Source organism: Sphingobium cyanobacteriorum, assembly GCF_030580935.1.
Classification (GTDB): domain Bacteria; phylum Pseudomonadota; class Alphaproteobacteria; order Sphingomonadales; family Sphingomonadaceae; genus Sphingobium; species Sphingobium cyanobacteriorum.
In genome coordinates this window covers 770,524-792,949 of sequence record NZ_JAUQOM010000001.1, presented here as the reverse complement: position 1 = coordinate 792,949, position 22,426 = coordinate 770,524, and the positions used below count along the sequence as shown (strand labels likewise).

General features: G+C 66.3%; 15 protein-coding genes and 1 pseudogene. 7 read left to right on the top strand and 9 right to left on the bottom strand.

The genetic code is table 11. The annotated features are described in order from the left end of the window. The first annotated feature begins 30 nt into the window (after nucleotides 1–30). A complete protein-coding gene (locus Q4610_RS03840) occupies nucleotides 31–1,239 on the top strand; it encodes a UbiH/UbiF/VisC/COQ6 family ubiquinone biosynthesis hydroxylase (RefSeq protein WP_304534673.1) in 1,209 nt (402 codons plus the stop codon). Between the two features lie 347 nt (nucleotides 1,240–1,586). Here Q4610_RS03840 and Q4610_RS03835 read toward each other — a convergent pair whose 3' ends face one another. Both Q4610_RS03835 and acs read right to left on the bottom strand, forming a co-directional pair. Continuing rightward, nucleotides 1,587–2,099, bottom strand: coding sequence for a cytochrome b (locus Q4610_RS03835; protein ID WP_304534672.1), 513 nt, complete (start codon nucleotides 2,097–2,099; stop codon nucleotides 1,587–1,589). Nucleotides 2,100–2,125: 26 nt separating this feature from the next. Beyond that, a complete protein-coding gene (gene acs, locus Q4610_RS03830) occupies nucleotides 2,126–4,069 on the bottom strand; it encodes an acetate--CoA ligase (protein ID WP_304534671.1) in 1,944 nt (647 codons plus the stop codon). Nucleotides 4,070–4,253: 184 nt separating this feature from the next. Here acs and Q4610_RS03825 point away from each other — a divergent pair, with 184 nt between their 5' ends. Continuing rightward, nucleotides 4,254–4,925, top strand: coding sequence for a glutathione S-transferase family protein (locus Q4610_RS03825; protein ID WP_304534670.1), 672 nt, complete (start codon nucleotides 4,254–4,256; stop codon nucleotides 4,923–4,925). Nucleotides 4,926–4,946: 21 nt separating this feature from the next. On the opposite strand, the gene Q4610_RS03820 is transcribed toward Q4610_RS03825, so the two are convergent. Continuing rightward, nucleotides 4,947–6,101, bottom strand: a complete 1,155-nt coding sequence (locus tag Q4610_RS03820; protein ID WP_304534669.1) for a GGDEF domain-containing protein — start codon at nucleotides 6,099–6,101, stop codon at nucleotides 4,947–4,949. Nucleotides 6,102–6,162: 61 nt separating this feature from the next. Next, nucleotides 6,163–7,041 (bottom strand): LysR substrate-binding domain-containing protein, encoded by an 879-nt coding sequence (locus tag Q4610_RS03815; protein WP_304534668.1) that lies wholly within the window; start codon nucleotides 7,039–7,041, stop codon nucleotides 6,163–6,165. A gap of 333 nt (nucleotides 7,042–7,374) precedes the next feature. Between Q4610_RS03815 and Q4610_RS03810 the strand changes: the two genes are divergently transcribed. From Q4610_RS03810 to Q4610_RS03800, 3 genes and pseudogenes are all read left to right on the top strand, one after another. Beyond that, nucleotides 7,375–9,669 (top strand): CDC48 family AAA ATPase, encoded by a 2,295-nt coding sequence (locus Q4610_RS03810; protein ID WP_304534667.1) that lies wholly within the window; start codon nucleotides 7,375–7,377, stop codon nucleotides 9,667–9,669. A 131-nt stretch (nucleotides 9,670–9,800) separates the two neighbouring features. Next, the gene (locus Q4610_RS03805) at nucleotides 9,801–10,445 is read left to right on the top strand and encodes a class I SAM-dependent methyltransferase (RefSeq protein WP_304534666.1); all 645 of its coding nucleotides are present in this window, start codon (nucleotides 9,801–9,803) and stop codon (nucleotides 10,443–10,445) included. Between the two features lie 137 nt (nucleotides 10,446–10,582). Next, nucleotides 10,583–11,854 (top strand): annotated as a pseudogene (locus Q4610_RS03800) (glutamate-5-semialdehyde dehydrogenase); the annotation flags it as partial. An 87-nt stretch (nucleotides 11,855–11,941) separates the two neighbouring features. On the opposite strand, the gene kdsA reads toward Q4610_RS03800, so the two are convergent. Next, entirely contained in the window at nucleotides 11,942–12,787 is an 846-nt protein-coding gene (kdsA, locus tag Q4610_RS03795) for a 3-deoxy-8-phosphooctulonate synthase (protein ID WP_304534866.1), read from the bottom strand. Between the two features lie 5 nt (nucleotides 12,788–12,792). Continuing rightward, on the bottom strand, nucleotides 12,793–13,086 hold the full coding sequence (locus tag Q4610_RS03790; protein ID WP_304534664.1) for a hypothetical protein: 294 nt from the start codon (nucleotides 13,084–13,086) through the stop codon (nucleotides 12,793–12,795). A 21-nt stretch (nucleotides 13,087–13,107) separates the two neighbouring features. On the opposite strand from Q4610_RS03790, the gene Q4610_RS03785 reads away from it, so the two are divergent. Further along, entirely contained in the window at nucleotides 13,108–14,232 is a 1,125-nt protein-coding gene (locus Q4610_RS03785) for a hypothetical protein (RefSeq protein WP_304534663.1), read from the top strand. Continuing rightward, nucleotides 14,229–15,602, top strand: a complete 1,374-nt coding sequence (locus tag Q4610_RS03780) for a cytochrome P450 (protein WP_304534662.1) — start codon at nucleotides 14,229–14,231, stop codon at nucleotides 15,600–15,602. Before Q4610_RS03785 ends, Q4610_RS03780 begins: the two co-directional genes overlap by 4 nt. On the opposite strand, the gene Q4610_RS03775 is transcribed toward Q4610_RS03780, so the two are convergent. The 3 genes from Q4610_RS03775 to Q4610_RS03765 are packed head-to-tail and all read right to left on the bottom strand — an operon-like array spanning nucleotide 15,595 to nucleotide 22,326. Further along, on the bottom strand, nucleotides 15,595–16,491 hold the full coding sequence (locus Q4610_RS03775) for a transglutaminase family protein (protein ID WP_304534661.1): 897 nt from the start codon (nucleotides 16,489–16,491) through the stop codon (nucleotides 15,595–15,597). The two genes, Q4610_RS03780 and Q4610_RS03775, sit on opposite strands and share 8 nt — an antisense overlap. Continuing rightward, a complete protein-coding gene (locus Q4610_RS03770) occupies nucleotides 16,488–18,953 on the bottom strand; it encodes a circularly permuted type 2 ATP-grasp protein (protein WP_304534660.1) in 2,466 nt (821 codons plus the stop codon). The genes Q4610_RS03775 and Q4610_RS03770 overlap by 4 nt, the downstream gene beginning before the upstream one ends. Nucleotides 18,954–18,963: 10 nt before the next feature. Then, nucleotides 18,964–22,326 (bottom strand): transglutaminase family protein, encoded by a 3,363-nt coding sequence (locus tag Q4610_RS03765; protein WP_304534659.1) that lies wholly within the window; start codon nucleotides 22,324–22,326, stop codon nucleotides 18,964–18,966. Nucleotides 22,327–22,426: the final 100 nt, after the last annotated feature.

The window sequence follows — 22,426 nt, the reverse complement described above, 5'->3', positions numbered from 1 at the left end:
ATCCCTGGCCGAGCGCCTAGATAGCGTGGCATGGAACGCTTCGATGTCGTCATATTGGGGGGCGGGCTGGTTGGCCTGACCCTGGGGATCGCACTTTCGGGCCATGGCGTGCGCTGCGCCGTGATCGACCCGGCCGATCCGGTTGCGACCACTGCCGCCGGGTTCGATGGTCGCGTGTCGGCGATCAGTTCCACCAGCTATGCGATGATGAACGCCATCGGCGTGGGCAGGCATCTGGAAGGCAAGGGCTGCCCGATCGACCGTATCTGGGTGAGCGACGGGCTGGAGCCGGGCGCGCTCGATTTCGCGCCGGATGCGGACGATGGCGTGATGGGGACGATGGTGCCCAATCGCGACCTGCGCGTCGCACTGGCGCAGACGGCGGCGGAGGCGGAAAATCTGACGATCTTCCAGCCCGATCGCGCGATCCATGTCGATCGCAATGTCGATGGGGTGACGCTGACGCTGGCGGGCGGGGCGACGATCCATGGCGCGCTGCTGGTCGCGGCGGAGGGGCGCAACAGCCCGACGCGCGAAGCGGCGGGGATCAACACCACCCGCTGGCAATATAAGCATACCGCCATGGTCACGGCGATCGACCATGCGGTGCCGCACGCCAATACGGCCTATGAGATTTTCTATGTCGGCGGGCCGTTCGCGCTGCTGCCGATGCAGCCGGGCACACGGTCTGCGGTCGTGTGGACGGTGCCGACAGACCAGGCGCCGGCAATGATGAAGCTGGGCGAGCGCGCCTGGCTGGCCGAGGCGCAGAAGCGGATCGGCGGTTTCCTGGGCGAGATTACGCTCGCAGGGCCGCGCTCCTCCTATCCTCTGGGCTTCCACCATGCCGCGCGCATCACCGACACCCGCCTCGCGCTGGTCGGCGACAGCGCGCACGCCATCCATCCGATCGCGGGGCAGGGGGTCAACCTTGGCTTCCGCGATGTCGCGGCGCTGGTCGAGGTGCTGGTGGAGGGTATGCGGCTGGGCCTCGATCCGGGCGATGCGCAGTTGCTGGCACGCTACCAGCGCTGGCGCGGGCTGGATTCGCTGATGACCAGCGTGGCGATGGACGGTCTGGTGCGGCTGTTCGACGTGCCCGGCAAGCTGCCGTCGCTGGTGCGGCGCGCGGGGCTGGCCGCGGTGCAGCGCAGCGGCGCGCTCAAGGGGCGCTTCATGGCGGAAGCGCGCGGGCAGTCGGGGGCGTTGCCAAGGCTGCTGACGGGCGAGATGGTCTAGTTATGGTAGCAGGGGCTGCTACCGATCAGACCACTGGGAGCCAGAACCATAACATGGCTACATCCTTTGTGCGGTGATCTTGCCGCGTAACAGAAGGAGTAGACAAGTGAGTTTCGTAGATGCGTGCATCGCCCTTGTGGTGATGATCGCCTTTGCGACCTTGATCCTCAAGATCGTGGAGGTTTCGCGCTCCAAATAAGGTGTGCGACGGACAGGGGGCGGGCGGCAACCCGCCTCCTGAACGAGCGAACCCCCGCCACGGCAATGACGGGGGTTCTGTAACGAAGGCTGACGCATTCGTTTCGTAGAATGCAGATATAGGCCCGAACCGCTAAAAATTCAACCTGTCACAGCATCCGTCGCAGCACATTGTCCTTCAGCACGAGATGATGGCGCAGCGCCGCGCCGATATGAACGAGGATCAGCGCCGCCCAGGCGAAGCCCATGATCTCATGCCCTTCGCCCGACAGGTCGACGATGGCGTCGCCCTTCGTCACCGCGAATTTGGGCACGTCGAACAGGAAGAACCAGTTGAGCGGCCGCGTGCCGGCCGATGTCATGATCCAGCCCGACAGCGGCACCAGGATCATGAAGGCGTAGAAGAGCGCATGGGTCGCATGGGCCGCGCCTTTTTCCCACGCCGGCATCGCGGCGGGCAGGCGCGGGGCCGGGTGGCCGATCCGCCAGCCGATCCGCACCAGCGTCAGCACCAGCACGGTCAGCCCGATCGATTTGTGCATCGGCATCACCGCCCAGTCCCTGGGCAGTGCGTCATGGCCGATGCCCAGCGCGAGATTGGCGATGATCAGGACCGCCATGATCCAGTGCAGGGCACGGGCGAAGGTGGTGTAGCGGTCCATGATGGCTCCCTTGCGGCTTGTTGTGCCTAACCCTGACGATTGGCGACCAGATTGTCCACCACGGACGGGTCGGCCAGCGTGCTGGTATCCCCTAGCGCCTGCGCCGACACTTCGCCCTCCGCAATCTTACGGAGGATGCGGCGCATGATCTTGCCAGAGCGGGTCTTGGGCAGGCCGGGGGCGAACTGGATCGCATCGGGCGTGGCGATCGGGCCGATTTCGGTGCGGACCCATTTCACCAGCGTCTTGCGCAGGTCATCGGTCGCTTCCTCGCCGCTGTTGAGCGTGACATAGGCGTAGATGCCCTGCCCCTTGATATCGTGGGGGAAGCCGACGACAGCCGCTTCGGCCACGCTTTCGTGCAGTACCAGCGCGCTTTCGACCTCCGCCGTGCCCATGCGGTGGCCTGATACGTTGATGACATCGTCGACGCGGCCGGTGATCCAGTAATAGCCGTCGGCGTCGCGTCGCGCGCCGTCGCCGGTCGTATATTTGCCGGGGAAGGTGGTGAAATAGGTCTGGAAGAAGCGGTCATGATCGCCCCAGACGGTGCGCATCTGGCCGGGCCAGCTCCGTGCGATGACGAGATTGCCTTCGGCCGCCCCCTCCAGCACCACGCCTTCGCCATCCACGATCTGCGGCACGACGCCGGGCATGGGGAAGGTGGCCGAGCCGGGCTTGAGATCGGTGGCGCCGGGCGTGGGCGCGATCATCGCCGCGCCGGTTTCGGTCTGCCACCAGGTGTCGATGATCGGGCAGCGGCCTTCGCCTACCACGCCATGATACCAGCGCCAGGCTTCCGGGTTGATCGGTTCGCCCACCGTGCCGAGCAGGCGAAGCGATTTGCGGCTGGTGGAATGGACGAAACCGTCGCCCTCCTTCATCAGCGCGCGCAGCGCCGTGGGGGCGGTGAAGATGGTCTGCACCTGATGGCGGTCGACAACCTGCCAGATACGCGCGGGTGTCGGGTAGTTGGGGACGCCTTCATACATCAAAGTCGTCGCACCGTTCGCCAGCGGACCATAGACGATATAGCTGTGGCCCGTGACCCAGCCGATATCGGCAGCGCACCAGTAGATGTCGCCGGGGCGATAGTCGAAGCACAGTTCATGGGTCAGGCTGGCCCAGAGCAGATAGCCGCCGGTCGTGTGCAGCACGCCCTTGGGCTTGCCCGTGGAACCTGAGGTGTAGAGGATGAACAGCGGGTCTTCCGCATTCATCGGTTCGGGCGCGCAGTCGGCAGACGCTCTGGCGGCTTCTTCATGCAGCCACAGGTCGCGGCCGTCCTGCATCGTCACCGCGCCGCCGGTGGCCTGGACCACGACGACCTTCTTGACGCTGGGGCAATCCTTGAGCGCGGCGTCGACATTGGCTTTCAGGGGCACGCTCTTGCCGGCGCGACGGCCTTCATCGGCGGTGACAACCAGCGTCGAGTCGCAATCCTGAATGCGGCCAGCCAGCGCTTCGGGCGAAAAGCCGCCGAACACGACGCTGTGGACCGCGCCGATGCGGGCGCAGGCGAGCAGGGCGAAGGCGGCCTCCGGGATCATCGGCAGATAGAGGGTGACACGATCGCCCTTCTTCGCGCCGGCGGCTTTCAGCACATTGGCGAAGCGGCAGACCGCTTCATGCACCTGGGCATAGGTATAGCGGCGCGGCTGTGCATCGGGCGAATCGGGCTCCCAGAGGATCGCGACCTGATCAGCACGGGTTGCCAAGTGGCGATCGATGCAGTTGGCGCTGACGTTGAGCACGCCGTCGGCGAACCATTTGACGCCGAAATCGGCTTCGTCGAAGCTGCTCTCATTGGCTTTGGTCGGCGGCGTGATCCAGTCCAGTCGCTGCGCACGTTCCAGCCAATAGGCGTCGGCATCGTTGATCGAGCGCGCATAATCGGCTTCGCGGGCGGCCCGGTCCATCAATGCCCCCTTGGCCCAGCTTTCGGGCACCGGGAAGAAATCGTCAGACATCAGGCATCCTTTCCATCGCGAAACCATTGTTGCGGCTACTTGTACCGCCCCGATAGCAGGATCGAAAGATCGCGCCATGCCGTTTATCGCCATCCTTTTGGCCAATAGTGTCATCTATCATGGAGGTGGCGAGCGCATTTTGCCGCTTCCCCCGATGCACCGCCGCGCCTAACAGGGATCGCCTATGTGGCTGCTTTATCAATTTCCGCTCTGCCCCTTTTCGCGCAAGGTCCGGCTCCTCCTTGGGGAGAAGGGGATCGGCTATGATCTGGTGCGCGAATCGCCCTGGGCAATGCGCGACGAGTTCCTGGATCTGAACCCGGCCGGCACGACGCCGGTGATGGTGGAGGCGGAGAAGGGCGTCACGCTGATCGACAGCCAGGCGATCTGCGAATATTTCGAGGAGACGGTGGAGAAATTCCCGCTGATCTCCGGCGCGGCCGCCGGGCGGGCGGAGGTGCGGCGGCTGACCGCCTTTTTCGACCAGAATTTCTATGGCGATGTGGTCGGCCCGCTGCTGCATGAACGGATGAAGAAGCGCCTGGTGGAACGGGCATCGCCCGATGCGCGCGTGCTGCGCGAGGCGATGAAGCGGGCCAATGTCCATATGGACTATATGGACTATCTGCTGGACCACCGGAGCTGGATGGCCGGGCCGACGCTGAGCCTGGCGGACATTACCGCAGCGGCGCATCTGTCGGTGGCGGATTATCTGGGCGGCATCGACTGGGCCGGGCATGAGCCGGTCAAGCGCTGGTATGCGGGCTTCAAGTCGCGGCCGTCCTTCCGGCCGCTGCTGTCGGAACGGATGGAGGTCATCACCCCGCCGCCCCATTATGAAAAGCCCGATTTCTAGGGCGAAGGGGGCCTGAGGGCCTCAGTCGGTTTCGGCCGCCAGATAGACGCGGTTGCGGCCATGTTCCTTGGCCAGATAGAGAGCGCGATCGGCGGCCTTGAGCGCCGTGCGGGGATCTTCATAGGCCAGGACGTTGGCGACGCCGGCGGAAAAGCTGACCCGGTCCATCCGTTCGCCATTGGTGCGGTTGACCAGGCTGCGGTTGGCCAGATCCTCTCGCACGTCATCGACCGCTTCGCAGGTTTCGGCCGCGGTCTTGCCACGGAACAGCATCACGAATTCCTCGCCGCCATGGCGGGCGACATGGCATTTGTCGTCCGATACCTTGGCCAGCAGGCCGGCGACGAATTTGAGCACCCTGTCGCCGGTGTCATGGCCGTGCGTGTCGTTGATATGTTTGAAATGGTCGATGTCGCAGAAGGCGATGGAGAGCGTTTCGCCGTTGGCCTGCGCCTGGGCCAGTTCGTCGCGCAGCACGCTTTCGAAAGCGCGGCGGTTGGGCAGGCCGGTCAGATGGTCATGCTCGGCCGCGCGCCGGGCATTTTCCAGGCTGGACTTGAGCGCTTGGGTCTGGCGCTGATTGTCGCGCAACTGGGTTTCGACCTGGCGGGTCTTTTCCACCATCGACCGGGTCAGGCCGACCAGCCGGGCCAGCACCGGCTCGCTGTCGCGGCCTTCGACCAGATCCTTGGCCTGTTCCTGCAAGGCGGCGCCATAATCCTTCGCGCTGTTCCGCGATTCATGCATCAGGCCGGTGAACTGGGTAAGATTTTCCTCGACCTTGTCCAGCATCGAGGCGAGCGATTCGGGCGTGACTTCATCGGCGCGCTGATCGGCCGCGATCGATTCGATCCAGCCATTGGTGATCTTGCCCCGTTCCATCATCACGGCCTTGATCGCCTTTTCGACGCCCAGATTGGCGCCGGTCAGATAATCGAGCGCGACACTGAAATTGATCGGTGTCAGATCCAGGTCATGGGCAAAGAGGAAGTCGCCGATGTCGGCATAAAGCTGTCGCCGCCGGTTGATCTCGCGGTTGGCCGCGCTGCCGGCGCGGGGGCGCTGTTCCTCGGTCGGTTCCTCCCCGGCTTTGCCTGAAATGCCCCTGGCCCAGCGTGCCAGACGGTCGGTCAGTCCATGCTGCGGACTTGCGGAAGAGGAAGTTGCCCCGGTCATGCACCCGATAACGGCCAGCGTGAAACAAGGTTAAGGGCGCGGTGGGAAAAAGAATCCCCGGTCAGATATCGGCCGCCAGCAGCCAGTCGCGGAAGATGCGGACGGCGCGGGTATGGAGCGCGCGCGGGCGGCAGACGAAGAAATAGCGGTAGGGGCTGTCGACATGGATCGGGAACAGCCGCACCAGGCGCGGGTCGCCGGCCTGTTCATAATGGCTGGCGTGCATCACGGCGACGCCCAGGCCCTGCGCGGCGGCTTCCAGCATCAACTGGCCCGAATCATAATTGTCGATGGCGAGCGGTTGCAGGTCGGGCAGGCCCGCGGCTTCCTTCCAGGTTTCGAAGGCCATGGCCATGTCGCGATGGAGCAGGACGGTCTGTTGCGCCAGTTCCTCTGGCGTCTTGAGCGCGTGCGGCCCTTCGAGCAGTTCGCGCCGGCCGATCAGATAGACTTCCTCATGATCCAGTTCATGGGCGTAGAGTGCGGGATCAATATCCTTTGACAGGACGATCGCCGCATCCAGCCCTTCGCCCAGACGCGCGACGGCGTGGGGCGTGGTTTCGATATCGATATGCAATTGGGGATGCTGCTGGCGCAGGCGGCCCAGGTGCGGGAAGAGCCGCTGGGTCGCGAACAATGGCATCACCGCCAGGCGCAGGCGCAGTTGATTGCCGCCGCTCTGGATATTTTCCAGCGCCTGGCTGAGCGAATCGAGCGCCGGGGCGATGTCGTCGAGCAGCCTCTGGCCGTCGGCATTGATCTCCAGCGCCTGATGCTTGCGGTCGAACAGGGGGCGGCCGATGAAGCGCTCCAGCGCCTGGACGCGCCGGCTGAGCGCAGGAGTCGAGAGCGCAAGTTCTTCGGCCGCCGCCTTGACAGAGCCAAGGCGGGCAACCTGAACAAAGGCCTCCAGGGCCGTGAGGGGCGGCAATCTGCGCATAATCTGTATAATTCCGAAGCCGATCTGCTGCGCCGCGTCAATTCTCTTTATCGGGCGGCGTGCACCCCGGTTCCAAGCATCCTGAGGGTAATGAGCAGGAAAAAGCGGAAAATGGCAAGGTGCATTTTTTGCAACTCCCCGAATCATTTCGCACTTGTAAGGAGTCACGCTGCACTGCACACAGGGCAGGCCTTTCAGGCATCCTCTCCTAAAAACTTTCGGGCCGGCCTTTGCGCCGGCCATTTTTTCGTGGCGCGATCGCGATCGCTGCCTCTTTTCCCCGGCTGCTGCGTTCCCTATCTCGTTACGGAACGACAAAGACGGGGATGGCAAGTGGCCGATCAGGAACAAGCAGGACGCCGGATTCAGGTCGCCAATGCGCGGCCGGAAGATGCCGGGCGCGGATTGGCGCGGTTGCCGCTGGCGGTGATGGCCGAACTGCATCTGGCCGAAGGCGATGTGGTCGAGATTGTCGGCAAGCGCGCGACATCGGCGCGGGTGGTGCGCCCCTATAAGGAGGATGAGGGGCTGGATGTCCTGCGCCTCGACGGTTTGCAGCGCGCCAATGCCGGGGTCGGATCGGGCGATTTCGTCCAGATCGCCAAGGTCGAGACGCGGCCGGCGCAGCGGGTGGTGTTCGCGCCTGCACAAAACAACCTGCGCTTGCAGGGCAATCCCGACGCGCTCAAGCGGGTTTTCTTTCAACGGCCGCTGGCGGCGGGCGACATTGTCGCGACCGCCGGGCAGCAGCAGGTGCCGCCCGGCGACATGCCGCCCCAGTTGCGGCAGATGCTGGCCGCGCCCGCCTATGCGTTGCAGGAGATCCGGCTGGTCGTGGTATCGACCGTGCCCAAGGGAATCGTCCATATCGATGGCGACACCGAGGTCGAACTGCGCGCCGAATATGAGGAACCGCGCGAATCCCGGCGCGCGGACGTGACCTATGACGATGTCGGCGGCATGGCCGAGACGATCGACCAGTTGCGCGAGATGGTGGAACTGCCGCTGCGCTATCCCGAACTGTTCGAGCGGCTGGGCGTCGATCCGCCCAAGGGGGTGCTGCTCCACGGCCCGCCGGGCACCGGCAAGACGCGGCTGGCGCGCGCAGTGGCCAATGAATCGGACGCCGAATTCTTCCTGATCAACGGGCCGGAGATCATGGGGTCGGCCTATGGCGAGTCCGAAAAGCAGTTGCGCGAGATTTTCGAGGCGGCGGCCAAGGCGTCGCCATCGATCCTGTTCATCGACGAGATCGATTCGATCGCGCCGAAACGGGGACAGGTGACGGGCGAGACGGAAAAGCGGCTGGTCGCGCAGTTGCTGACGCTGATGGACGGGCTGGAACCGCGCGCCAATCTGGTCGTGATCGCGGCCACCAACCGGCCCGAAGCCATTGACGAGGCGCTGCGCCGGCCGGGCCGGTTCGACCGCGAGATCGTGGTCGGCGTGCCGGACGAGCGCGGCCGGCGCGAGATATTGGGTATCCATACGCGCGGCATGCCGCTGGGCGACAAGGTCGACCTGGCCGAACTGGCGCGCATGACTTACGGCTTTGTCGGCGCGGACCTGGCGGCGCTGAGCCGCGAGGCGGCGATCGAGACGGTGCGGCGCTTCATGCCGCGGCTCAACCTGGAGGAAGGGACGATCCCCGCCGACGTGCTGGAGGAGCTGTCGGTCACGCGCGAGGATTTCATGGCCGCGATCAAGCGGGTCCAGCCGTCCGCGATGCGCGAGGTGATGGTGCAGGCGCCCAATATCGGCTGGTCCGACATTGGCGGGCTGGACGACGCGCAGATGCGGCTGAAGGAAGGGGTCGAGTTGCCGCTCAAAGACCCCGACGCCTTCCGCCGGATCGGTATTCGTCCGGCCAAGGGCTTTCTGCTCTACGGCCCGCCCGGCACTGGCAAGACATTGCTGGCCAAGGCGGTCGCGCGCGAGGCGCAGGCCAATTTCATCGCCACCAAGTCGAGCGACCTGCTGAGCAAATGGTATGGCGAGAGCGAGCAGCAGATCGCCCGCCTGTTCGCCCGCGCGCGGCAGGTGGCGCCGACCGTGATCTTCATCGACGAACTGGACAGCCTGGTGCCTGCGCGCGGCGGCGGGCTGGGCGAGCCGGCGGTGACGGAGCGGGTGGTCAACACCATCCTGGCCGAGATGGACGGGCTGGAGGAATTGCAGCAGGTGGTGGTGATCGGCGCGACCAACCGGCCGACGCTGATCGATCCCGCGCTGTTGCGGCCGGGGCGGTTCGACGAGCTGATCTATGTGCCGGTGCCTGACAAGGCCGGGCGACGGCGCATATTGGGCATCCATACCGCCAAGATGCCGCTGGGCGAGGATGTCGACCTGGATGGGCTGGCGGCGCAGACCGACCGCTTCACCGGCGCCGACCTGGAGGATCTGGTGCGGCGGGCGGGGCTGGTTGCGCTGCGCCAGTCACTGTCGATCGACAGGGTGACGCAGGCGCATTTCGACAGTGCGCTGGCCGACACGCGGGCGTCGGTGACGCCGGAGATGGAACGCGAATATGAGCAGATCCAGTCGCAACTGAAACAGCGGGCGATGCAGGTCGATCCGATCGGCTTCGTCGCGCCGGGCATGTTGCGGCCGCGCGGGTCCGCCGATTAAGCGAGGAAGCGGGGCGGCGGATTGAACCCATCCGCCGTTTCCGCGTTTTATGACCGGCTTGTTGCAAAGCCGCTTGCAAGCCCGCCCCGGATTTGCAAGGCCATGGACATGATAGAGACAGGCGAGGGTTGATGGCCTCCATTCCATTGAAAAAGAACAAGGATAAGGCCAGGGCTGGTTCGCCTGGATCATTTTTCAGCCAGTGGCGCATGTTCTTCCGCCAGTTCGTCAAGCATCCTGGCATGATCGGTTCGGTCATCCCTTCGTCCGCCACGCTGGTGGAGCGGATGCTGGATCAGGTCGATTGGCGGAACACCCGGCTGTTCGTGGAATATGGGCCGGGTGTCGGCACCTTTACCCGGCCGATCCTGGAGCGGCTGCCCGCCGACGCGATGCTGCTGACGATCGACCTCAATCTCGACTTCGTGGCCTATCTGGAAGCGGAGATCGATGATCCGCGCTTGCGCGTGGTCCATGGGTCGGCCGCCGATGTGCGCCGCTTCATCAAGGAAGCGGGCCATTATCAGGCCGATTATGTGCTGTCGGGCATTCCTTTCTCCACCCTGCCCGAAGGTGTCGGCCAGGCGATCTGCGTGGAAACGCAGGCGGCTTTGCGGCCGGGCGGCGCATTCCTGATCTATCAATATTCGCGCTTCGTGCGCCGGTTCCTGACGCCCGTGTTCGGCTGTGTCACGGACTCGCTGGAGTGGCGCAATATTCCGCCCTGCCGTATCATCCGGGCGATCAAGCAAGAGACGCTGGCGCAGGCCGCCTGATCTGTTGCCGACAGTCCGCCGGGCCCCCATGGGGGCTGGCGGATGGTCATGGGCACGCCGGGGTTGCGTGCGGCGGGTTGTACCGCTTTCGCTGCGCTTGGCTTTCATGTTAAGGCGCGCCCGATCCTTCGGCGAGAGCGACTATGAACGACCTGACCCAGACCCCCGAAATGCTGATCGCCATGCTGGGCGCGCGTGCGCGCAAGGCGGCGGCGATCATCGCGCAGGCGAGTGACGCGCAGAAGTCGGACGCGCTGCGCCGCGCCGCGCAGGCGTTGCGGGATCAGGCGCCGGCGATCATCGCCGCCAACGCCCGCGACATGGACAATGCCGCCGCCAACGGCCTGTCGCCGGCGCTGCTGGACCGGCTGCGGCTGGACGCGGAACGGATCGCCGGTGCGGCGGCGGGCGTGGAGCAGGTCGCGGCGCTGGCCAATCCGCTGGGCAGCGTGATCGACCGGCAGGTGCGGCCCAACGGGCTGGAATTGTCGCGCGTGCGGGTGCCGCTGGGCGTGATCGGCATCATTTATGAAAGCCGCCCCAATGTGACGGCGGATGCGGCCGCGCTCTGCCTGCGGGCGGGCAACGCCGTGATCCTGCGCGGCGGCAGCGAGGCGAAGGAAAGCAACCGCGCCATCCATGCCGCGATGATCGAAGGGATCGTCGCCGCCGGCCTTCCCGCCGAAGCGGTGCAACTGGTGCCCACGACCGACCGCGCGGTGGTGGGCGCGCTGCTGCGCGCGGCCGAGTTTGTCGACCTGATCGTGCCGCGCGGCGGCAAGAGCCTGGTCGCGCGGGTGCAGGAGGAGGCGCGGGTGCCGGTGCTGGCGCATCTGGACGGCATCAACCACAGCTATGTCGATGGCGCGGCCGATCCGGCGATGGCGCAAAAGCTGGTGGTCAACGCCAAGATGCGGCGGACCGGCATTTGCGGATCGACCGAAACGGTGCTGATCGACCGCGCCTATGATCAGGCGCCCGCGCTGGTGCGGGCGCTGATCGACGCAAAGTGTGAAGTGCGCGGCGACGTGGCGGTGCAGGCGATGGACGCGCGCGTGGTGCCGGCGTCGGACGCGGACTGGGACACCGAATATCTCGACGCGATCGTGTCGGTGCGGCTGGTCGAGGGCGTGGACGATGCGATCGCCCATATCGCCGCCCATGCCAGCCATCATACCGATGCGATCATCACCCAGGATGCGGCGAAGGCCGAGCATTTCCTGAACGCCGTCGACAGCGCGATCGTGATGTGGAACGCCTCCACCCAGTTTGCCGATGGCGGCGAGTTCGGTCTGGGCGCGGAGATCGGCATTTCCACCGGGCGGCTCCATGCGCGCGGGCCGGTGGCGCTGGAGGGGCTGACGACATACAAGTGGATCGTGCGCGGGACCGGGCAGGCGCGGCCCTGAACATCCTGGGGCTGCCGCCATCCCGCTCTGAACGATACAGCGAAGTGGACAGCTCTGTGCAATTTGCGCAATCGATTAGTTAGCTAACTAATCGATTGCGGGGGCCTGATTCTTGATGATGCGGTCGATGCCCTTGAGCGTTTCCAGCATCGGTCCGACCCAGGCCAGCGGGAGCATGACCGGGCCGTCAGAGGGGGCATTGTCGGGATCGTCATGGGCTTCGGCGAAGATCGCCGCGACGCCGGCCGCGACCGCGCTGCGGGCGAGCAGGGGAGCAAATTCGCGCTGGCCGCCGGACGCGCTGCCCAGGCCGCCGGGCTGCTGCACCGAATGGGTGGCGTCGAACACGACCGGATAGCCGGTCTGCGCCATGGTCGGCAGCGCGCGCATGTCGCTGACCAATGTATTATAGCCAAAGCTGGCGCCGCGTTCGGTGAGCAGGATGCGGTCGTTGCCGGTCGAGGCTACCTTCTGCGCCACCGCCGCCATATCCCAGGGGGCGAGGAACTGCCCCTTCTTGACGTTGATCACCGCGCCGGTCCGGCCCGCCGCCAGCAGCAGGTCGGTCTGGCGGCAGAGGAAGGCGGGAATCTGGAGAATGTCGACCGCCTGCGCGGCGGCCTCCACCTGGCTGGCGTCGTGGATGTCGGTGAGGACAGGGCAGCCGAGCGACGCCTTCACTTCGGCCAGGATGGCCAGCCCCGCATCGATGCCGACGCCGCGCCGGCCCGACACCGATGTCCGGTTCGCCTTGTCGAAGCTGCTCTTGAAGATGAAGGGCACGCCCGCCTGCCGCGCCGCGCGCGCCAGCGCGTCCGCCATGAACAGCGCATGATCGCGGCTTTCGATCTGGCAGGGGCCGGAAATCAGGACGAAGGGCAGGTCGTTGCCGAATGTGACCGGGCCGACCTGAACATGTTTGGGATCAGTCATGGCGGTCATTTGGGCGCTTTGGCGAAACGGCGCAACAATTGCCCGCGCCACAGCCCCTTGCCGGGATGATAATTCCAGCAGAACCAGCCGAATGCGAGGCAGGCGAGCAGGGCGGGCAGCGCCATCGGATCACCATTGGCCTTCATATGGCGATAAAAGGCGAGGTCGGCGCGCCACCGATCCCGCTCACTGCCGCCGCCATTGATGCCGTACATATTGTCATGTTTGCGGCAACCGATGTTTCGGTTGTATTTGCGGTGGTCGATGAAATAGCAATAGTCGCGTTCGGGCGTGGTCATGCGCCGATTAGGGCGGCAGTGTTGGAAAAGTTCAAGCGCAAAGTCTTTTACCTTGGCGGATTCGATCCGCGCGGGGTCCGTTTCTACCATCAGCTCTATCGCGACCAGGCGGCGCGGCATGGCGCGCTGAGCGGGGAGGCGCTGTCGGTCAGCGCCCGGCGCGCGGGGCCGGCATCGTCGGCGATCTGGACCGTCGGCAATGACGCGGCCGGGGTCGAGACGGAGTATGAATTCCTGCGCTGGGAGGATCTGGTCGGCAAGGTGTGGATTCGCAATCCCCTGAAACTCGCCTGGCGGTCGATCGCCACCTATGTCGGCCATGCCCGCTTCATGCAGTTCAAGCGGATGAAGCGGTTGCGGCCGGGGCCGGTGCTGACCATCTGTTACCCGCCCTTCCTGGCGGTGATGATCCCGTTGCTGTTCGCGCTGATCCCCGCATTGCTGCTGTCGATCCTGCTGCCTTTCTGGGCGGCGGCGCTGGCGGGGATCGGGGTGAGCGTGGCGTTGTCGGGCAAGTGGCTGACAAAGCTGGTCGTGCCCTGGCTGCTGCGCTTTACCTATTATCATCACGGGCTGGCGGCGAACGGGCCGGGGCCGGACCTGGACGCGCGGCTGGACCTGTTCGCACGGCGGATCGTGGCGGAGATGGACGGGCCGTGGGACGAGATATTGCTCGTCACCCACAGCGCTGGCACGATCCTGGGCATGTCGCTGATGCGGCGGGTGTTCGCGCTGCGCGGCGACACCCTGCCCGGTCATTTCGCGATGGTGGGGCTGGGGCAGGTGGTGCCGGTGATCGCGCTGCGCACCGACGCGCACTGGTATCATGCGGACCTCAAGGCCCTGGCGGACAAGCATTTCCGCTATGTCGACCTGTCCTATCCGCCCGATGGCGCGGCCTATTTCAACGTCAATCCGCTCACCCTTGTCGCCGATCAATGCGCCGCGCGGGTGGATATGCTGTCACCCCGCTTCCACCTGTTCTACGAACCGGACAATCACAACAAGGGATGGTCGAACAAATATGAGGCGCATTTCGACTATCTGCGGGTCGGCGATCGGTTGTCGCCGGTGGATTTCGTGAGCCTGACCGCCGGGCCCCGGCGGCTGGACGAGGCCGTCGCTCTCTTCAGGGCGATTCCATGACGCAGCCGCTGTTCACCCCGCCCTTTCCGCAGCCCACGCGCAACAAGCGCACGATGATGCGGCGCTTCTTCATCGGCTGGCATAGCTGGATCCATGTGCTGTTCGAGAAAAGCTATACGATGAAGATGGGCGAGGTGCGCGGGCGCGGCCAGACCATGTACATCGCCAACGAACTGGTGCTGGTCGATCGCATCCTGAAAGGGGGGACGGAGTTTCCCAAACATCATGAACTGGTGAAGGGACTGTGGCCGCTGATCGGCAACAGCGTCTTTTCCGCCAATGGCGAGGATTGGGAGCATCAGCGGGCGATGGTCAATCCCGCCTTTGCCCATACCGCGCTGACCAAATCGATGCCGCTGATGGTGGGCGCGGCCGATGCCTTCCTGGCGCGGGTGGAGGCGATGGACCGGCGCAGGGCCATCAACATCGACCCGATGATGACCCATGTGGCGGCCGACATCATTTTTCGCACGCTGTTTTCGCAGACGCTGGATGCGGAGCGGTCGGCGATCATCCACCGGGCGTTCGGCCGGTTCCAGCGCCTGTCCCATTCGGCGTCGATGCTGGGCCTCTACGGCCTGCCCAGCCGCTGGTTCGAGAAGCGGTCGGCCCGCCCGGCCGAAGCGATCCGCGACGTGTTCCGGCCGATCGTGACCGCGCGATTCGAGGCGTTCCATGCCGGTGAACCGGGCCAGCACAAGGATATCCTCCAGTCGCTGGTCGAGGCGAAACATGCGCAAACGGGCGCGCATTTCACATTGAAGGAATTGATGGACCAGGTGGCGACCATCTTCCTGGCGGGGCATGAGACATCGGCCAGCACCATGACCTGGGCGCTTTATCTGCTGGCGGAATGTGGCGCTGTCCAGGACCGTGCGCGCGCCGAAGTGGCGCAGGTGGCGGGCGACCAGCCCTTTACCGCGACGATGCTCAAGGACATGCATGTCGTGCGCAACGTGTTCAAGGAGACGCTGCGCCTCTATCCGCCGCTCGCCTTCTTCCCGCGCGAGGTGCCCTGCCCGATGCAGATGCGCGACAAGCAACTGGAGCCCGGCGCGATGCTGGTGGTCGCGCCATGGCTGACCCAGCGCAACAAGGACAACTGGGCCTGCCCCCACAGTTTCGACCCCGACCGCTTCGCCGATCCGGCCAATGCCGACATGGTGAAACAGGCCTGGTTCCCGTTCAGCCGGGGGCCGCGCGTGTGCGTGGGCGCGGGCTTTGCCCAGCAGGAGGTGATGACGGTGATCGCGACGGTGGTGCGCCGCTACCGGATCGGGGTGAAGCCGGGATGGAAGCCGGAGCCGATCAGCCGGCTGACGGTGCGGCCGCGCAAGGGCATGATGCTGATGCTGGACCCGATCAGCTGATCGCCGCTTCTTCCTCTTCCGGCGCGACATCGACCATCACCGACAGACTCTGCCCCGCGCCGCCGACGAACAGGCCGTCCATCGGCGCGACATCGGCATAGTCGCGCCCCATCGCGACGAACAGATGCCCGTCGCCGGTAATGCAGCCATTGGTGGGATCAAAGCCGATCCAGCCGCGCGTCGGCCCGCACCACAACATGGTCCAGGCGTGCATCGCGTCCGCGCCGACCAGCCGGGGCATTCCAGGCGGCGGATCGGTGCGGAGGTATCCGCTGACATAGGCGGCGGGCAGGCCGGCCAGGCGCAGCGCGACGAGCATGACATGGGCGAAATCCTGGCACACGCCATGGCGCGCGGCGAAGGCGTCGGCGACCGGGGTGCCCGCATCGGTGACGCCGGGCTGATAGGCGAATTCCGCCTGGATACGCAGCGCCAGCTCCAATGCGGCGGCGACGATCGGCCGGTCGGGGGCGAGCGCGTCGCCGACCCAGTCGCCGATCTGCGCCAGCAAGGGCGCGCGGGCGGAGGCGTAGAGATAATGGGCGGGCGCGGATGGCCCCATATTGCGGTCGAGCAAGGCGGCGTCGGCGACCGCGCCGATGGCCGGATCGTCGGGCTGGGGTGCGATCGTGCCGCCCTGCACCCCGGCGCGAAAGCGGCTTTCGATCACCAGTTCGCGGATCGGGCTTTCGATCACCAGCCGCGACACCTGCACCGGCCAGGCGGCGGGGCGCGATTCGATCATGGACGGGGCGGGATCGACCGCCAGCACATGGTCGGATGTCCATTGGCCGGGCCAGGGCGCGGGCTTCAGCCGCAGGTTGAAGCGGGCGACCCGGACCGGCGCGGCGTAGCGCAAGATGCTGCGATGACGGACATGGTAGATCATGACAGCAGATCGGCATCCTGGGTCTTGTGCAGTTGCAGGAAATAGCGCTGGCCGATCGCGTCGGACAGGCCGAGCAGCCGGCTTTCGGTATCGGCGATATCGGCCATCGTTACCATGTCGCCGGTCAGCGGGGCGAGCCGCGCGACCAGGGCATCGGCAAGCCGCCTCGGCTCCTCCGGCATTCCGTCGGCGCGCAGGGTGGGCAGGGCAGCGACATGGTCGGCGAGGCGTTGCGCCTGATAGGCGATGGCGCGGGGGTTGAAGGGTTCGAGCGCGAGCAGGTCGCGCACCGGGGGGAGCGCCGGTTCGGTCAGATAGCGGGTGCGATAGCTGATCTGGCTGTCCATCAGGTCGAGCAGGACGGTCAGGTCGTCGGCCGAGGCATGGTCGCCGCCGAACAGGCCGAGCAGGCGGCAACCGTTGATCGCGCGCTCCATGCGGCGGCCCATGTCGTGGAAGCGCCAGCCGTCGGTGCGGCCCATATTTTCCGCCGCCAGGCCCGCCAGCGCCGAAATCCGCTCGATCATGCGGGATGAGGCGTCGAGCAGGGTTTCCGTTACCGCCGCGTCAAAGGTCGGCAAGGGCAGGCGGACCAGTCGCCAGAAATCGCTCGCCAGCCGATCGCGCAGCCCTTCGCCGATATTGCCGACGATTGCCATCAGCGCGCGGACGCTGCCGGGCTGGCGCGCGTCGCCGAGCGCGGTGGCGCAGAGCGGGCCGACCGCCGCGCCGGGCGCGCCGAAGCGGGCGGGCACCGCGTTCCACTGGACGAGCTGGCCCACGAGGCGCGTCATGGCGGGGGAATCGAGCGAGGGGCCAAGGTCTGCCTCGATCGAGCCGCCGGCGATGGCGCGGACCAGCCGCAGCGTCATTTCCGCACGCTCGATATAGCGGCCCAGCCAGAAGAGATTGTCCGCCGCCTTGGCCGGCAACATGCCGCCGACCCGGCGGATCGCGGGTGCGCCCGAACCGAGCAGCGTGTCGGGCGGCACCGGCCGGGCGTCGATGACGCACATGTCGGCGGACATGTCCCCCCGGCCCATCAGCGCGGCGCGAATGTCACCATGGCCCGCGAGACGGCTGAAGCCGCCGGGCATCACCCGCCACTGGCCCGCGCCGTCGCGCGCGACGAAGAGGCGCAGGGTGAAGGGCAGGGGGGCGAGGCGGCCATCGATCACCGCCGGGGTAGTGGACAGTTTCACCACTTCCTGCCCGACATAATCCATCGGCCGCTTCGCCATCGCCGCCAGCAAGATGGCGCGCCGGGCAGGGTCGAGCGATGCGCCGGGGATGAAATGGCCGTCGGGCAGGCCGGGCACATTCTGGTCAAAGGCGGAGCCGACCATCAGATCGTCGATCCGGGCGCGGACATGATCGCGCTCGCGCGGCTGACCGCACCACCAGGTGGCGATATTGGGCAGGATCAGGGCCTGACCCAGCACCGCCCTGGCCAGTTGCGGCAGGAAGGCGGCGAAGGCGCGCGATTCGATCACGCCCGCACCCGGCCAGTTGCCGATCATCAGGCCACCGCGGGCGCAGGCGTCATGCAGGTCGGGCACGCCGATGCGCGATTTGCCATCGAACGCCAGCGGGTCCAGGAACCGGCTGTCCATCCAGCGCCACAGGCCGTCGATCCGCTTGAGGCCCTGAATGGTACGGACGAACAGCCGACCATCCGACACGATAAGATCGTCCCCTTCGACCAGCAACAGGCCAAGATAACGGGCAAGATGCGCCTGTTCGGCATAGCTCTGGTTGAACCGGCCGGGCGTCAGCAGGCCGATGCGGGGATCGGCGCGGGCGCAGTCGGCGGCCAGCCCCCGGCGCAGCTCGGCGAAGAAGGGGGCGAGCCGGCGCGTGTTCATCGCGCCCAGCAGGTCGCCGGTCGCGCGCGACAGGGCGAGGCGGTTTTCCAGCGCATAGCCCACGCCCACCGGCGTGCGCACCCGATCCGCCAGCACGCGCCATTCGCCCGCCGGGCCACGGCCGATGTCGGCGGCGTAGAAATGGAGATGATGGCCGCGCGGCGGCGGCGTGCCGGTCATCACCCGCCAATAATGCGGGCTGCCGGTGACGATGCTGGCGGGCAGTTTGCCGTCGCGCACCAGTGACTGGGTGGAATAGATGTCGGCGATCACCCGTTCGAGCAGTTCGGCCCGCTGGGTCAGGCCGTTTTCGATATGGGTCCATTCCTCCGCCCCGATCAGCAGCGGGACCGGGCCGAGCGGCCAGGGGCGTTCCTGTTCGTCGCCGGTCAGGCGGAACGCCATGCCCAGGTCGCTCGCCTGCCGCCCGACATGATCGGCGAGGGTGGCCGGATCGCCCTGCGCCTGATGCGACAGTCGCGCCAGCATCGCGCGCCAGTGGGCCGCCATGGCGGGCGATGCGCCGGCGAACAGGTCGCCGCCCGGCGCGGCGGCAAGATAGGCGTCGGCCCAGTCGGGTCGGAGGTCGGCGTCCATGGGATCGCCCTTACGCGCCGGGAGGCCGGAAGCGCAGGTCGAGTGTCATGGGAAATTCGCCGGGCAGTTCGGCGGGCGGCATGTCGACCGGGCCGGGCGTGTGGCCATAATCCTGGAACCGCGCCTTGCGCCGGGCTTCGGCTTCATAGCCGTTGACCGGCAGCGTGTCGTAATTGCGTCCGCCCGGATGGGCGACATGATAGACGCAGCCGCCCAGCGACCGGCCGCTCCAGCTATCCAGCACGTCGAAGGTCAGGGGCGCGTTGGCGGGCAGGTTGGGATGGAGGCAGTTGGCCGGTGTCCACGCCTTGTAGCGGACGCCGCCGACGCCTTCGCCCGGCACGGCGGTCGCGGTCATCGGCACCTGCCGCCCGTTGCAGGCGACGATGTGCCGCCCGGCGACAAGGCCGGTGGCGCGCACCTGCAACCGTTCGGTCGAGGAGTCGACATAGCGCACCGTGCCGCCGATCGCGCCGGTTTCGCCCAGCACGTTCCAGGGTTCGAGCGCATGGCTGATTTCCAGCCCGACGCCGCCCGCATCGACCGTGCCATGGACCGGGAAGCGGAACTGGCGTTGCGCTTCGAACCAGTTGGGGTCGAAATCATAGCCCGCGCCGCGCAGGTCGGACAGCACCTCCAGGAAATCGGCCCAGACGAAATGGGGCAGCATGAAGCGATCATGCAGCGTGGTGCCCCAGCGGATGAGGCCGCCCTGTTGCGGCTGGCGCCAGAACCAGGCGGCAAGCGCGCGGATCAGCAATTGCTGAACCAGGCTCATCCGCGCTTCGGGCGGCATTTCGAAACCGCGAAATTCCAGCAGGCCAAGGCGGCCGGTGGGACCGTCGGGCGAGAACATCTTGTCGATGCAGATTTCGGTGCGGTGGGTGTTGCCGGTGACATCGACCAGCAGGTTGCGCAGCAGCCGGTCCACCAGCCATGGCGGCGGCAGCTTGTCCACGCCGTCCTTCAACGGGTCCGGCACCTGCGCCAGCGCGATTTCCAGTTCGTACAGGCCATCATGCCGCGCTTCGTCGATGCGGGGCGCCTGGCTGGTCGGGCCGATGCAGAGGCCGGAAAACAGGTAGGACAGGGCGGGATGGCGTTGCCAGTAGAGGACGAAGCTCTTGAGCAGGTCGGGGCGGCGGATGAAGGGGGAATCCGCCAGCGTCGCCCCGCCCAGCACGATATGATTGCCGCCGCCGGTGCCGACCGAGCGGCCGTCCACCATGAACTTGTCGGCGGTCAGTTGGCATTCGCGGGCCAGCGCGTACAGTTTTTCGGTGATGGCGACGGTGTCGTCCCAACTGGCGGCGGGCTGGACATTGACTTCGATCACGCCGGGATCGGGCGTGGCCTTGAGCACGTCGATGCGGGGGTCGGGAGGCGGTGCATAGCCTTCGATCCGTACCGGGATGCGCAGCGCCTCCGCCGTCGCCTCGACCAGGGCGATCAGTTCCAGATAATCCTCCAGCGCCTGCACCGGGGGCAGGAACACGGACAGATAATGACCGCGCGGTTCGACCGTGACGGCGGTGCGGACCGCGCCTTCGATGATCACCTGTTCGACCCGGTCCTGCGCGGCGACGCCGCCCTCCGGCCCGGCGACCCGCTGCGACGGCTGGGCACGGACCTGTTCGACATTGGCCTGCTGTGTCACCTGGACACGGAAATCAGCCAGCGGTTCACGCGGTTCGCTGGTGTCGCGGGGGTGGATATAGGGATAGTCCGATGGCGGCACATAGGGCAGCGAACCCAGCGGCAGGCGGTAGCCCAGCGCCGAATCGCCGGGCACGGCGAACAGCCTGCCCCGGCGCAATTGCCAGATCTCGCTCTGCCAGCGGGGTGTCGCTGCCTGGCTTTGCCAGCGCTGCACCGGCAGGACATAGCCGACCGGCTGGTCGAGGCCGCGTTCGAACGTCTTGACCATGCGCGCGCGTGCTTCGGGGTCGCTGATCTTGGGATCATCGGGGCTGGCGTTGATCGGCAGGTCGGCTTCCTTGACCGCCCAGACCGCCGGGTCTTCATAGACGGCATGGGTATAGTCGTCGGAAAAGCCCATGGTGCCAGCCATATGGCTGAGGAATGTGCGGGCATCGTCGGGCGTGACCGTGCGCGCGCCGGGGGGCGGGTCGTCGGGCGCGATCAGGCTGTCGTCGCGCCACACCGGCACGCCGTCCTTGCGCCAATAGACCGCATAGGCCCAGCGCGGCAGGCTTTCGCCCGGATACCATTTGCCCTGGCCATGGTGCAGCAGCCCGCCCGGTGCGAATGCGGCGCGCAGCCTGCGGATCAGCCGGTCGGCATAGGCGGCCTTGGTCGGGCCGACCGCATCGCCATTCCATTCGCCCGCATCGCCGCCCTGTTCCGCCACGAAGGTCGGCTCGCCGCCGGTGGTCAGGCGCACATCCTGCGTCGTCAGATCGGCATCGACTTTGGCCCCCAGCGCCATCACCGCGTCCCAGCGGGTGTCGGTGAACGGCTTGGTGATGCGCACCGCTTCGGCAATGCGGGACACGCGCATCGCGAATTCGAAATCGACCTCGGCCGGTTCGGCCATGCCGCTGATCGGCGCGGCGGAGCGGTAATGGGGGGTGGCGCAGAGCGGGATATGGCCTTCGCCCGCGAACATGCCGCTGGTCGCGTCGAGCGCGACCCAGCCGGCGCCCGGCACATAGGCTTCCGCCCAGGCGTGAAGGTCGACCACATCCTGGGTGACGCCCTTTGGCCCTTCGATCGGTTCCACATCGGCGACGAGCTGGATCGAATAGCCCGACACGAAGCGGGCGGCAAAGCCCAGGCGGCGCAGCAACTGCACCAGCAGCCAGGCGGAGTCGCGGCAGGAGCCGGTGCCGATTTCCAGCGTCTCCTCCGGCGTCTGCACGCCCGCCTCCATGCGGATGACATAGCCCACCTGCTGTTGCAGGCGGCGGTTCACCCCGACCAGGAAATCGACCGTGCGGTCCTGCCGGCCGTCATATTCGGCGACCAGCGCGTCGAACAGCGGGCCTTGCGGTTCGATGTCGAAATAGGCGGCAAGGTCGGTCCTGAGCTGGTCGTCATAGGCGAAGGGATAAACCTCCGCATAGGGTTCCACGAAGAAATCGAAGGGGTTGATGATGTCGAGATCGGCCAGCAGGTCGACTTCTATCCTGAAATGATCCACCGGATCGGGGAACACCACCCGCGCCAGCCAGTTGCCGTGCGGATCCTGCTGCCAGTTGAGGAAGTGGTTCGCCGGCTCGATCTTCAGCGCGTAATTGGGCACCCTGGTCCGGCTGTGCGGGGCAGGGCGCAGGCGAATGACCTGCGGCCCCAGCCGGATCGGGCGATTGTAACGATAGGCGGTGAGGTGGTGGAGAGCGGCCTTGAGCATGGCCGGATCAAACGCCACCCCCTGTTGCAATGCAACAGGCAATCGTTTCAGGGGCGAAGATTCTGCCGGGCGCGGTCCTGCGCGCGCCAGCATGCCATCG